This window comes from Rhizobium sp. B230/85 (assembly GCF_019355735.1).
GTDB classification, from domain to species: domain Bacteria; phylum Pseudomonadota; class Alphaproteobacteria; order Rhizobiales; family Rhizobiaceae; genus Rhizobium; species Rhizobium rhododendri.
The window spans coordinates 1,131,317-1,143,751 of sequence record NZ_CP072156.1 but is presented as its reverse complement, the minus strand read 5'-3'; the positions used below and the strand labels follow the sequence as shown (position 1 = coordinate 1,143,751).

The window sequence follows — 12,435 nt, the reverse complement described above, 5'->3', positions numbered from 1 at the left end:
TTATCGCGTCCAGCGATAGGTCTTTCCTTCGCTGTCGAAGAGGTGCAGCTTTTCCTTGTCGGCGATGAAGCGCATCTTCTGGCCGCGCTCGACAGGGGCGACACCGGGCAATTTGGCGACGATCGGCTCGCCGTCGACGAGACCTTCGATGTAGAGCAACGTCACCTCGCCCAAGGCCTCGACGATCGCCACCTCACCCTCGAACAGGTAGTCGTCGCCCTCTGCCAGCCGCAGGTCTTCAGGGCGCACACCGAAACTTGCCGTGGCGCCCTTGTCAGATGCATCGGTAGAAATATCGAGCGTTACCGACTTGCCGCCCTTCAGCGTCACCACGGTCGATACGCCTGCCTCGGCGATCGTTGCCGGGATGATGTTCATGGCGGGCGAGCCGATGAATTTGGCAACGAACAGATTGGCCGGACGCTCGTAGAGTTCCAGCGGCGGGCCGACCTGCTCGATGCGGCCGGCCGACAGCACCACTATACGGTCGGCAAGGGTCATCGCCTCCACCTGGTCGTGGGTGACGTAGATCATCGTCGTATCCGGCATGGAATCGTTCAGCCGGGCGATCTCGATGCGGGTGGCGACGCGCAGCGCAGCGTCGAGGTTCGACAGTGGCTCATCGAACAGGAAGACTTTCGGATTGCGGCAGATGGCGCGGCCGATGGCGACGCGCTGGCGCTGGCCGCCGGAGAGTGCCTTCGGCAGGCGGTCCAAATACTGGGTCAGTTGCAGCTTGTCGGCCGCCGCGCGCACACGGCGATCGATCTCCTGCTTGCTCTCATGGGCAATGCGCATGCCGAAGGCCATGTTGTCGTAGACAGTCATATGCGGATACAGCGCATAGGACTGGAAAACCATGGCGATGCCGCGCCGCGAGGGCGGCACCTGGTTGACGACGCGACCGTCGATGATCATCTCGCCGCCGGTGATGCTTTCCAGACCGGCAATCATCCGCAGCAATGTCGACTTGCCGCAGCCGGACGGCCCGACGAAAACGATGAACTCGCCATGGGCGATTTCAAGGTCGATGCCGTGCAGCACATTCACCGCGCCGTAGGATTTCCGGATATCCTTCAGAACCAGTCCAGTCATCGCAAGCCCCTCCCGTTCTTGTCTTTAGGCGAGGCGCGCGAAATAAGCGCCCCAGGCCGGAATATCGATTTTATTGCCGTAAATTTCGCTGGCGAAACCATGGCCGGCCAGCGCTTCCCATGCTCCCTCCGGCAGTTCGGCCGATCCATCCGAGGCGCTCATGTTGAAGACGCAGAGGATCGTCTCGTTGCCGAACGTGCGCGTATAAAGCATCACGTCATCCTGCGGCGGATAGAAGGAAATCTCGCCGCTGGCGAAGGCAGGGTGCTGTTTGCGAAACGCGAGGAAACGACGGTAGTGCTCGAGCACCGAGTTTTCATCGCCGCTCTGGACGCTGACGGCGCGCAGGATATGTTCGACAGGCACCGGCAACCATGGCTTTTCCGTCGAGAACCCGCCCTGCACGACCTGGCTGTCCCAGACCATGGGCGTGCGGCAACCGTCGCGGCCCTTGAATTCCGGCCAGAACTGGATGCCGTAGGGATCCTGCAGGTCCTGAAAGGCAATCTCGGCTTCGGTCAGGCCAAGCTCCTCGCCCTGATACAGGCAGACGGAGCCGCGCAACGTCATCAGGATCGCCGAATATTGCTTGGCGAAGGCTTCACGGTCGGCCACCAGGCTGCCCCAGCGGCTGACATGGCGCACGACGTCGTGGTTGGAAAACGCCCAGCAGGCCCAGCCGTCCGGTGCCGCCGCGCCGAAATCCTTCATCACCTCCTCGATGCGATGAGGGGTCAGCGCGTCGGGCGCGAGGAATTCGAAGGCGTAGCACATGTGCATCTTGTCATCGCCGGAGGTGTATTCGCCGACGATTTCGAGGCCACGCTGGCTGTCGCCGACCTCGCCGACGGCTGCAATCGCCGGAAACTCTTCCAGCACAGCACGGAAGCGCCTGAGGAAGGCGATATTTTCCGGCCGGTTCTTGTCGTAGATGTGCTCCTGGAAATTGTAAGGGTTGACGGCCGGTGCCGTCGAGGCGTTGCGGCGCGACGGGGCCAGCGCCGGATTATCGCGCAGCTCGCGGTCGTGGAAATAGAAATTGATGGTGTCGAGACGGAAGCCGTCGACGCCGCGCTCGAGCCAGAATCGGACGACCTGCAGCAGGCGATCCTGAACCTCGGGATTATGGAGATTGAGATCCGGCTGCGAGGTCAGGAAGTTGTGCATGTAGTATTGCATGCGGGTCGGATCCCAGGCCCAGGCCGAACCGCCGAAAATCGACAGCCAGTTGTTGGGTGGCGTGCCGTCGGGCTTGGCGTCCGACCAGACATACCAGTCGGATTTCGGGTTATCTTGGCTGGAGCGGCTTTCGACGAACCACGGGTGGCGATCGGAGGAGTGGGAGATGACCAAGTCGATCATCACCTTGATGCCCAAACGATGCGCTTCGGCGATCAGCGAATCGAAATCGGCGAGCGTGCCGAAGATCGGGTCGACGTCCTCGTAGTCAGAGACGTCATAGCCGAAGTCGCGCATCGGCGACATGAAGAAGGGCGACACCCAGATGGCGTCGGCGCCGAGCGAAGCGACATGCGGCAGGCGGGCGGCGATGCCCTTGAGATCGCCGATACCGTCGCCGTTGGAGTCCTGGAACGAGCGCGGATAGATCTGGTAGATCACAGCACCGCGCCACCAGTTCTTGTCGGCCGTCGTGATCGATGGAGTAGCAATAGTCATTCCCGGGAGATCCTGTCTGAATGCGAATTGTAGGCGTCAGCCGCCCTTGACAGATCCGGCCAGCAGACCGCGCACCAGGTAGCGCTGCAGACCGAAGAAGACGAGGAGCGGCACGATGATGGTGACGAAAGCCGAGGCTGTGAGGATTTCCCAGTTGCCGCCGCGCGAGCCGAGCAGCGCATTGAGGCTGCCGGTCAGTACCAGCTGGTCCTTGGCGGTGCCGAGGAAGACCATGGCGATCAGAAGGTCGTTCCACACCCAGAGGAACTGGAAGATCGCGAAGGAGGCGAGCGCCGGAAAGGACAGCGGCAGAATGATCTTGACGAAGATGTCGAAATCGCTGGCGCCATCGACGCGGGCGGATTCGATGATCTCCTTCGGCAGGCCGGCGATGTAATTGCGCAGCAGATAGATGGCGAGCGGCATGCCGAAGGCCGTATGGGCAAGCCAGATGCCGGGATAGGTTTTCGAGGGCACGCCGAGGAAAGAGCCGATGTCGTTATAGAGCCGCAGCAGCGGGATCAGCGACATCTGCAGCGGCACGACGATCAGCCCTACCACCAGCGCGATCATCAGCGATCGGCCGGGAAACTCCATCCAGGCCAGCGCATAGGCCGCAAACGCGGCGATCAGGATCGGGATGATGGTGGCCGGGATGGTGACGGTCAGCGAATTGATAAAGGACTGGCCGATCCCCTCACCCGTCACCACCGACTTGAAGTTTTGCAGCGTGAAGGCCGGCGGCGAGGCGACGGAGATATAGATGCGCTTGCCGCGCGTGTCGTCGAAGGCAGCGTTCTTCGTGTATTTGTAGGTGCCGTCGGTGTTGATCAGCAGCGTTTCGCCGTTACCGATATCGGCGGGCTCGCCGGCCTTGAAGGCCGAGGGGTCCTGCGCCTTGACGCCGAACGCACTGACCTTGCCGAGCGAACCGGCGGCTGAAAAGACCGAGCCTGAGATGACGTAGTTTGTACCGTCCGGTTGCTGCTTGTCTGCAGCGTCGAGCCGTACTGCTGTCGTCTGCGAGGAGCCGTAAAAGGCCGTCCACCAGCCGGAGACGGTAATCTGGTCCTTGTCGCGCAACGCGGTGACGAAGATGCCGAGCGTCGGCACCAGCCAGACGATGACGATCAAAAGCACCATGGCGTGGACGAACAGCCGGGCGGGACCGATGCGGAAGAAGCTTCTGTCGAAGGTCATCTCAGTGCTCTCCCGTTTCCTGGTTGGCGCGCCGGACGTTCCAGACCATGATCGGCATGACGGCGACCATGATGATTAGGGCGATGACGGCGCTGCGACCGCTGTCGCCACCACCACGGAACATCCAGTTGAACATCAGGTTGGCGAGCACCATCGAGTCCCACTGACCATTGGTCATGGTGAGCACGATGTCGAAGACTTTCAGCACCAGGATGGTGATGGTCGTCCAGACGACGGCGATCGTGCCCCAGATCTGCGGCACCATGATCTTCCAGAAGATCTGCCAGCCGTTGGCGCCATCGATGACGGCAGCCTCGATGGTCTCCTCCGGAATGCCACGCAGGGCTGCCGACAGAATGACCATCGCAAAGCCGGTCTGGATCCAGATGAGGATGATCATCAGGAAAAAATTGTTCCAGAAGGGAATGGAGATCCAGACCTCAGGCGTGCCGCCGAACAATTGCACGATGGCGTTCAGCAGGCCAATCTGCGTGTCGTTGCCACCACGATATTCGTAGATGAACTTCCAGATGACGGAGGCGCCGACGAAGGAGATCGCCATCGGCATGAAAACAATGCTTTTCGCGATATTTCCCCACCAGATCCGGTCGGTCATCACTGCGATGACGAGGCCGAAGAAGGTGCAGGCGGCCGGCACAACCGCGAGCCAGAGGATGTTGTTGAAGATGGCCTGGCGGAACTCGCGGTCGCCGATCGCCCACTGGTAATTGGCAAACCCGACATACTGCTCGCCGCCCTTGTCGTAGAAGGACAGGATGAACGTGGCAACGACCGGGTAGACGAGATAGACGACCAGCAACAGCAGTGCCGGCCCGATGAACAGCCATGGGCGGATGATCGAGCGCCGGCGCAAATTGCGTGATGCGACGAAAACGTCGTCGCCATCCCGGGCCGGGAATGCGAAATCGAGCAACTTGTTGGAAAACAGGAAATAGGCGGCGCAGGCTGTAACGCCCAAGACCACGGCGCCCAGTGCCGAAGCGATCTGCCAGATCATAAGTCCCTCCCCTTGCGCATTTGATTGCTGCTTGTGGCGGCCGCCATCGTCGTCCTCCCCGACGCTGGCGGCCATCCTGACCGCCGCCGGATACCGGCGGCGGCTTTTAGATGAGGGTCCTACTTGATGCCGTCCCAGGCCTTCTGGATATCGTCTGCCGAGGCCTGTGCGGACTTGCCGCCGACGAAATCCACCATGCCGGTCCAGAAGGCGCCGGCGCCGATCTTGCCTGGCATCAGGTCCGATCCGTCGAAACGGAAGGCTGTGGCCGAGGTCAGAAGCTCGCCTTCCTTCTTCAGCGTGTAGTTGGCATAGGCACCGGTGTTGACGGCCTTGTAGGGCGTCAGGAAGCCGGATTGTGCCATCCAAACTTCATGGGCGATAGGCGTCTGCAGGAATTCGATGAAAGCACGGGCTGCCTTCGAATCCTTGGTGATCGCAGCCAGAGTACCGGCGCCGAGAACCGGCTTGCCGAGCTCAGGATGCGAGGCATAGGGCGGGAAGTAGAAGAAGTCGGCGTCCTGCCCGAGCTTCGTTCCCTCAGGGAAGAAAGACGGGATGAACGAAGCCTGCTTGTGCAGATAGCACTTCGGCGGCACCGAAAAGAGGCCTTTCGGGCTGTCGCGGAAATCGGTCGAGGCAACGGCTGCAACGCCACCGTCGACATATTTCGCGTTCTTGGCGAACTTGCCGAATTCCTCGATAGCGCCCACGACCTTCGGATCGTTGAACTTCAGCTCGTTGGTGGTCCACTTGTCGTAGTCGGTCGGAGACTGCGTGCGCAGCATCAGATCCTCGATCCAGTCGGTTGCCGGCCAGCCGGTCGCGCCGCCCGATCCGAGCCCGATGCACCACGGCACGCCGCCGTCCTTGACGATCTGGTCGGAGAGCTTGATCAGATCTTCCATCGTCTTCGGCACGTTGTAACCGGCTTCCTCGAAGTTTTCCGGCACGTACCAGACGAGCGACTTCAGGTCGGCCTTGTAGGGGAAGGCGTAGAAGGCATCCTTGCCATCCTTGCCCTTGTACGTGCCATAGCTGACCCAGCTGTCGCCGGCGCCGTAGTTTGTCTTCACCCAGTTGGCCTGGTCGTCGCCGAGCGGCGTCAGGTAGCCCTTGCTGGCGAGATTGGCGAGCAGGCCCGGCTGCGGCAGGATCGCGACATTCGGCGGCGAACCGGCCTGGGTGTCGATGACGATCTGCTGCTCGTAGTTTTCCGACGACGAGTATTTCGCGTCAATGCCGGTAGCTTCGGTAAAATAGGCGAGAACGCTGGCGAACAGCTTTTCGTCTTCGCCACGCCACGGTCCAAAGATGGTGAGCGTCTGGCCTTTCAGATCGGCATGGGCCGTCTTGAAGGTGTCGTAGCTCTTCCAGTTGAACTTGGAGTCTTCATTCGGCTTAAACTTCAGGTCGGCGGCCGATACGGAGCCGGCCATCACTGCGGCCAAAGCAATGCTCATCAGAAATGATGTCTTCATGTGATTTTCCCTCCCGTCACAATATCCAAAAGCATCTCCCACAAAACAGCGAGTGACACGCTATCCTCAAAGCGCTTTGGCTTGCGAATTCATTCTACTGCGGCTCTCGTGAGTCAAGCGATTTTACGAAACGACAACTGCAGATGCGAAATCTCGCATTGCAACATCGAATAAACGAAATATGACGCGATTTTTCTTGAGTCAAGGATGGCAAAGACATCATAATTGAAAGCGCTTTGGGAGGCGTTTGGGCGGAGCTGCCGGGTTTGGGTGGCCCTTTGTCCACTGTATGGAATGCGCGTGGGGAGGTCATCGGTGTGAACCTGAAACAGCTGTCGCAAATGCTCGGCCTGTCCCAGACGACTGTCAGCCGCGCCCTTAACGGATACCCGGAAGTCAGCCGCGAGACACGCGAAAGGGTGCTGGCCGCTGTGCGCGACACCGGCTACCGGCCGAATACGGCGGCGCAACGGCTAGCCACGGGCAAGGCGGGCTCGATCGGGCTCGTCATGCCGACAGCGCCGGGCCATCCTTCCGACGTGCATTTCGGAGAATTTCTCACAGGGCTTGGCGAGGAGGCGCTGCGTCACGATTTCCACCTCGTCATCATGCCGGCACATCCGGAGGATGAAGTGGCGGCCCTGCGGCGCCTGGCGGTCAGTGGCAACGTCGATGCGCTGTTCGTCGCCTATATGCGGGCCGATGATCCGCGCGTCGTCATGCTGAAATCGCTGTCGATTCCTTTCGTCGTACACGGGCGCTCGTTCGGGAGCGAGCCTGACTACCCGTTCGTCGACATCGACAACGAGGCCGCCTTCTACGATGCGGCAAGGCTGCTGCTGCAACTCGGGCATCGGAGGTTCGCGCTGATGAACGGGCCGGCCCATCTCGACTTCGCCATGCGCCGGCAAAACGGCGTGGTCGCAGCGCTCGCCGAACGCGGCCTTATGCTTGACGAGACCTCTGTCAGCAACACGCCGATGACCGACGAACAGGGCTTTGTGGCAATGGAGCGTTTCCTGCAGATGACGGAAAGACCGACAGCCATCCTCTGTTCCAGCACCGTTCTGGCGCTGGGGGCGATCCGCGCTGTCAATCAGGCGGGCCTCCGGCTCGGCGAGGATATCTCGCTGATTGCCCATGACGACGTGCTGGCGCTCTTGAAGCCGGAGAATTTCTCGGTGCCGCTGACGACCACCCGTTCATCGCTGCGGGCAGCCGGCGTCCGCGTCGCGGAGCGGTTGATCGGCGGGATCAAGAACCAGGGCCCCTACCCTGAACACGAACTCTGGAAGGCCGAACTTATCGTGCGCGCATCCACGGGGGCCGCACCAGCCTCCTGACGTTGCTTCAGAATGTCGGCGCGGTCCGGCCGGCGCCGCGATAGGCGGCAATCACCGTATTTGCCATCAGCATGGCGATCGTCATCGGGCCCACGCCGCCGGGAACGGGTGTGATGACATCAGCGACATCGCCGCATTCGGCAAAGGCGACATCGCCGACCAATCGGGTCTTTCCCTCGCCGCGCTCCGGTGCGGCAATGCGGTTGATGCCGACATCGATCACCGTCGCGCCCGGCTTCACCCAGTCGGCCTTGACCATCTCGGGCCGGCCGACGGCCGCTACAAGGATATCGGCGCGGGCGCAGACGGTGGCCAGATCCTTCGTGCGCGAATGAGCGATGGTGACCGTCGCATTTGAATTGAGCAGGAGCTGGGCCATTGGCTTTCCGAACAGATTGGAGCGACCGATGACCACGGCATTGAGACCCGACAGATCGTCACCATGGGTCTGGCGGACGAAGAGCATGGCGCCGGCTGGCGTGCACGAGATCAGTCCTGTCGCCAGATCGCCGGTGGCCAGCTTCCCGGCGTTGACGACATGCAGGCCGTCGACATCTTTTTCAGGCAGGATGGACTGGATGATTGCGTCCGAATCCAGGTGCTTCGGCAATGGCAGCTGCACCAGGATGCCGTCGATGGCCGGATCTGCATTGAGAGTTGAAACCAGGGTTGCGAGTTCTTCCTGGCTCGTCTCCAGAGGCAAGGTATGCTGGATTGAATTGAAACCGCATTCCTTGGCCATGCGGCTCTTGGCGGCGACGTAGGTGTGGCTGGCGGCGTCGTCACCGACGATCACGACCGCGAGGCCGGTTTTTTTGCCGGTTTCCGTTGCCAACACGGATGCAGCCGCCTTCACGGCCTCGATGACCGATGCCGCCACCTGCTTGCCGTCGATTACTGTCGCCACGCGTATTCTCCCGGATATCGATGCCGCGGCAATCTAGCCCTGCCCTGCAGCGGGGATTTGCCTGTCTACGCCCTATGATGTCAAAACACGATATTTGCAAGACGGCGGGAAGACTTGTTCAGCGGCCAGCGGCCTGGCGCCGCGAAGCGTAGTTGGCGACCCTTTCGCGCAGCAAGGCCACATCATCGATGATTGCGGCCAGTGCTGTTTCAGGCTCTGTGCGCCCGGCAACCGGTTCCAGGCGGTCGTTGGCAACAGCGACACTGGCGTCAAAACATTTCTGCGGCTGATCCAGCGGCACCCGAACCGGCGCCTGATCCTGAGGAAAATCCACCAGTAGATCGACCTTATCGAAATCGACGGCGTGATGGTCGTCCGACGGGCGTCGGAACGATCTCCGGGTCAGCAGACGGGCGGCCACGAGCGCCAGCGCGATGGCAAGACCGCCGAGCGCGCTGCGAAGGCTCCGCCATGTCATATCGTCATCGATGGGTGCTGCTGCGGGCACGGCAGGTGTGGTCAGCGCCAGCGGAACCTCGGAGGGCTTCGATTGCGGGGCTGCTTCTTCAGATGCCGTGAGTGCTGCATCATAGGCCTGCCGGGCGGTCTCGACATTCTCCTGCAACCGGCGGAATGCCTCGAGATCGACATCGACCTTTTGGCCATCGAGTTCGGCGAGGCGATCCTTCAACTGCTTCACCTCAGCCGTGGTCGTCTTGACTTCGGCGTCGCTGGCAACCACAAGTTTGCGGATCTCAGCAAGGATCGACGCCCCCAGGGTATCGATGCTCGACTGAGCCGCGATCAGGCGCGGGTGGCGCGGGCCGAGCTGTGTCGACAACTGACTGAGCGTGCTCCTCGCCGCTGCATAGCGATTGCGCAGGTCTTCGAGCGCTGCAGGCGAGCCGAGGTCTGGGGAGATCGCACCATCGAGCACGTCGGCCATCCTGACAGATTTGGCCGCTGTCAGGCGGATGGAAGCTGCCTGGACTGCAGCGTTTGCCGTGGCAAGCCGGTTGCCGAGAGCCTCGCGGCTGGCCATCAGATCGGTCGCGGCGGCTATCTTCTCGTCACCGGCAGCCGCTTTGAAATTCGCAAGGGCGGAGGTCGCGTCGTCGAAACGCTTGCGGTCGCTTTCGAGCGCAAGCTCAGCCGCGCCGGGCACTGAAGCCAAAGGATTGGTCGCAGCGTCGCGGACGGCGATGTCGGCAAGAAGGTTGGCGATGCGGGCAGACTTTGCCGGATCTTCCGACCGCGCCACAAGCGCAATGGCGCCAGATTGCAGATCGGGAGCGATGGTCAGTCTTTGCTTGAGGGCAAGCTGGGCGCGTGAAAAACTGTCGGCTGCAGCACCGCTGTCGGTGAGGAGGTCCCTGACGACGCTATAGGCCGTCGCCTTTCCGCCGCTGAACTCCGCATCATGATCCAGTTTCAGGCGCGTCACGACCTGCGCCAGCGCATGCTGCGAGGTGATCCGCTGGAGGGTCGCTTCCACGAAGCCGGGCGTCGTGCGGGCAGCGCCCAGAAACTGCAGGCGGGATTGGGCGGCGTAGTGTGGCGGGGTCGCAAGCATCATTGGCACGAGAGCACTTCCGGCCGTGACCGCGAGGATGAAGGCTGCAGATCCCCAGGAAATGGCTGCGCGTTTTTGCGGCTCGGAGAGCGACGGAGAGTACTCGGTCGGGGGCTGCAAATCGGCGTCGAAATACGCGGCATCCACCGCTGATGATTCGGCCGACGCAGGCTGAACGGGCGCTGGCTCGTCTATCGCCATGGATTGAGCCGGTTCGTCCATCTCCGGAGCAGCCGGTCGGCTGTCATCGGTGCGCAGAATTTCCCGAATCCGCAGGGCAAGCGGCACTGTCGCTTCCGGCGCGGTGCGGGCACCAGGAGCGGAAACGGGAAAAGGTTCGCCAGCCAGGGACCGCTGCAGGAAATCCAGCAATTCGGCCTGGCTCAGCCCGGATTGGCGGCTGTCGGAGGTAGTGTCGGTCCGGTCGTTGTCGGACTGGAACACTCTGTTTTTAAAATCGCTCTGTACCATGACGGCCGATCTCGCGCACAGGACCGTCGATCAATCGGCGGCAGATTCGGATGATTAACCGATTGTAAATTTTGATAGGAAAGAAAAGGTTAACAGTCGGCCGCGGCAAGCGACTTTCCACGATTGGCGCGCTGTTTTAGTGCGTTTTCTCAGCCTTCACCGCGTCGCCGCCGGGCGGGGCTTCCGGTGGGACAATCGGTACCGTCTTCATGTTTTTCTTGACAGGCGCGCCCTCGTTGGCGCGCACCTCGTCCTTGGAGAGATAGTCGAGCTGCTCGATCACCACGCTGTCGACATACTCGCCGCCCAGATGGCCGTTCAGGTTCTTCTTGATCTCGTCGCGAAAGGCTTCGACATTGAACGCCTTCGGCTTTGACATATCGATCATCTTGTTGCCGACCAGCAGCGTAAACAAAGCATCCGTCGTCAGGGCCGGCAAAGGTGTTTCGAGATCCTTCGCCTTGTCCTTGTCCATCATGTAGGAAATCTTGGTGATAAAATAACCGCTGACGCCTGTGTCGCCAATGATCGGGACATTGATCGACTCGCCCTTGACGAATTCCTTGGCAGAAGGCTTGGCATCCGGGCTTGCGGCCGGGGCTGTCGCCATCTGGATGGAAAAGTAGACCGCCACCAAGGTGACGACGCACACCCAAAGGCCTGTGGCGACGAGCTTGATCATCCTGCCTGACGCACCGCGAACTGTTCCTGGGAATAGGTGCCGTCTGCATCGGCATCCTGCACGGCATTCTTCAAAATTTCAGCCACAGCGCGCACGGCTTCCAGATGGGCTTCGACGCGACGCGCGTTGAGCACCAGCTTCTTCTTCAGGCCGTGCAGCTGCTCGATGTGGGCAGCTGCCATTTCAGCGGGGTCGGTATCGCGAAACAGCATCGACAGTTCATAAAGGCAACGGCTCTTGTGGGCGTTGGAGACTTTGAGATCGAATTCCGCGTCCTTGCCGATGCGGTTGTTCTCGTTGTCGATGATCAGTTCCAGCCGGCCCAGGACAGACTTGATGCGGTAGTCGTTCGAAATAATTTCCATAGCCTTGCCCCACTTACACTTTCTGCGACGTCAGGGAATCCTGATTTGTCACGGTCGTACCGGTATTGTCGTTTTCTGCCGACGGCGTTCCGAACGTCTTGCGCTCGAAGTCGTCGATCATGCTGAGTGCCTGCCGCTTGTCGTTGTCGCTCGTCTCGACGTGGTCGGCGCCGGTTCCCCGGGTCTTGGAAAGCTGCTCGTGGTACATCTTCGCTGCGATGCCGACGCCGCCGTCCTTGGCCATGGTGTTACCGAGCTGTTCGGCCATCATGCCCTTCCACATTTCACCGGCAGTACCCTTGCCGTAGAGCGTGTCGCTGTTTGGCAGGATGTTCTTGACGAAATTCTGGAGCACCATGGCCTCGAACTTCTGATAGGCGGCAGGCACCTTGCCCGTCGTCGATCGTTCGTTGGCATTGGCAAGACCCGCCTGCGTGCCGGCCTTGTTCAGAACGTCGACCGTCGACGCAAAGCCGTTTCCGGCTTCCGCAAGGCTGGTGGCGGCAAAGGCTGCGCGGTTGGCCTGAAGCTTGGCCTGCGCTGCCTGCAGGTCTGTCGGGTCGGCTGCTCTTACAACATCCAGGACCAAATCACTGGGGGGCGAAATAGCCACGTCACGTTCC

The 12,435-nt window shown here is 61.0% G+C and carries 11 protein-coding genes; 1 reads left to right on the top strand and 10 read right to left on the bottom strand.

Annotated features, from left to right (window positions below; genetic code table 11):
- From J5289_RS05435 to J5289_RS05415, 5 genes are all read right to left on the bottom strand, one after another.
- Nucleotides 1-1,095 carry an ABC transporter ATP-binding protein gene (locus tag J5289_RS05435; protein ID WP_209187333.1) on the bottom strand — a complete coding sequence of 365 codons (1,095 nt, stop codon included), beginning with the start codon at nt 1,093-1,095 and terminating at the stop codon, nt 1-3.
- A 24-nt stretch (nt 1,096-1,119) separates the two neighbouring features.
- Nucleotides 1,120-2,772: an alpha-glucosidase gene (locus J5289_RS05430; RefSeq protein WP_209182861.1), complete on the bottom strand. Its 1,653-nt coding sequence runs from the start codon at nt 2,770-2,772 to the stop codon at nt 1,120-1,122.
- A gap of 36 nt (nt 2,773-2,808) precedes the next feature.
- On the bottom strand, nt 2,809-3,972 hold the full coding sequence (locus tag J5289_RS05425; RefSeq protein WP_209182860.1) for a carbohydrate ABC transporter permease: 1,164 nt from the start codon (nt 3,970-3,972) through the stop codon (nt 2,809-2,811).
- 1 nt (nt 3,973) lies between these two features.
- Nucleotides 3,974-4,990 (bottom strand): carbohydrate ABC transporter permease, encoded by a 1,017-nt coding sequence (locus tag J5289_RS05420; protein WP_209182923.1) that lies wholly within the window; start codon nt 4,988-4,990, stop codon nt 3,974-3,976.
- A gap of 119 nt (nt 4,991-5,109) precedes the next feature.
- A complete protein-coding gene (locus J5289_RS05415) occupies nt 5,110-6,471 on the bottom strand; it encodes an ABC transporter substrate-binding protein (protein WP_142824034.1) in 1,362 nt (453 codons plus the stop codon).
- A 317-nt stretch (nt 6,472-6,788) separates the two neighbouring features.
- Here J5289_RS05415 and J5289_RS05410 point away from each other — a divergent pair, with 317 nt between their 5' ends.
- The gene (locus J5289_RS05410; protein ID WP_142824033.1) at nt 6,789-7,814 is read left to right on the top strand and encodes a LacI family DNA-binding transcriptional regulator; all 1,026 of its coding nucleotides are present in this window, start codon (nt 6,789-6,791) and stop codon (nt 7,812-7,814) included.
- A 7-nt stretch (nt 7,815-7,821) separates the two neighbouring features.
- On the opposite strand, the gene folD is transcribed toward J5289_RS05410, so the two are convergent.
- From folD to J5289_RS05385, 5 genes are all read right to left on the bottom strand, one after another.
- A complete protein-coding gene (gene folD / locus J5289_RS05405) occupies nt 7,822-8,721 on the bottom strand; it encodes a bifunctional methylenetetrahydrofolate dehydrogenase/methenyltetrahydrofolate cyclohydrolase FolD (RefSeq protein WP_209182859.1) in 900 nt (299 codons plus the stop codon).
- Between the two features lie 118 nt (nt 8,722-8,839).
- Nucleotides 8,840-10,765 carry a hypothetical protein gene (locus J5289_RS05400; RefSeq protein ID WP_209206744.1) on the bottom strand — a complete coding sequence of 642 codons (1,926 nt, stop codon included), beginning with the start codon at nt 10,763-10,765 and terminating at the stop codon, nt 8,840-8,842.
- Nucleotides 10,766-10,901: 136 nt separating this feature from the next.
- Entirely contained in the window at nt 10,902-11,447 is a 546-nt protein-coding gene (locus J5289_RS05395; RefSeq protein WP_142824030.1) for a flagellar basal body-associated FliL family protein, read from the bottom strand.
- Nucleotides 11,444-11,812 carry a hypothetical protein gene (locus tag J5289_RS05390; RefSeq protein ID WP_111217407.1) on the bottom strand — a complete coding sequence of 123 codons (369 nt, stop codon included), beginning with the start codon at nt 11,810-11,812 and terminating at the stop codon, nt 11,444-11,446. Before J5289_RS05390 ends, J5289_RS05395 begins: the two co-directional genes overlap by 4 nt.
- Nucleotides 11,813-11,825: 13 nt before the next feature.
- Entirely contained in the window at nt 11,826-12,425 is a 600-nt protein-coding gene (locus J5289_RS05385; RefSeq protein ID WP_111217405.1) for a rod-binding protein, read from the bottom strand.
- Nucleotides 12,426-12,435 lie beyond the last annotated feature (10 nt).

Excerpts from the sequence above, each read along its gene's own strand:
- J5289_RS05435 (WP_209187333.1), bottom strand. The coding sequence starts at position 1,095 with ATGACTGGACTGGTTCTGAAGGATATCCGGAAATCCTACGGCGCGGTG.
- J5289_RS05430 (WP_209182861.1), bottom strand. The coding sequence starts at position 2,772 with ATGACTATTGCTACTCCATCGATCACGACGGCCGACAAGAACTGGTGG.
- J5289_RS05425 (WP_209182860.1), bottom strand. The coding sequence starts at position 3,972 with ATGACCTTCGACAGAAGCTTCTTCCGCATCGGTCCCGCCCGGCTGTTC.
- J5289_RS05420 (WP_209182923.1), bottom strand. The coding sequence starts at position 4,990 with ATGATCTGGCAGATCGCTTCGGCACTGGGCGCCGTGGTCTTGGGCGTT.
- J5289_RS05415 (WP_142824034.1), bottom strand. The coding sequence starts at position 6,471 with ATGAAGACATCATTTCTGATGAGCATTGCTTTGGCCGCAGTGATGGCC.
- J5289_RS05400 (WP_209206744.1), bottom strand. The coding sequence starts at position 10,765 with ATGGTACAGAGCGATTTTAAAAACAGAGTGTTCCAGTCCGACAACGAC.
- J5289_RS05395 (WP_142824030.1), bottom strand. The coding sequence starts at position 11,447 with ATGATCAAGCTCGTCGCCACAGGCCTTTGGGTGTGCGTCGTCACCTTG.
- J5289_RS05390 (WP_111217407.1), bottom strand. The coding sequence starts at position 11,812 with ATGGAAATTATTTCGAACGACTACCGCATCAAGTCTGTCCTGGGCCGG.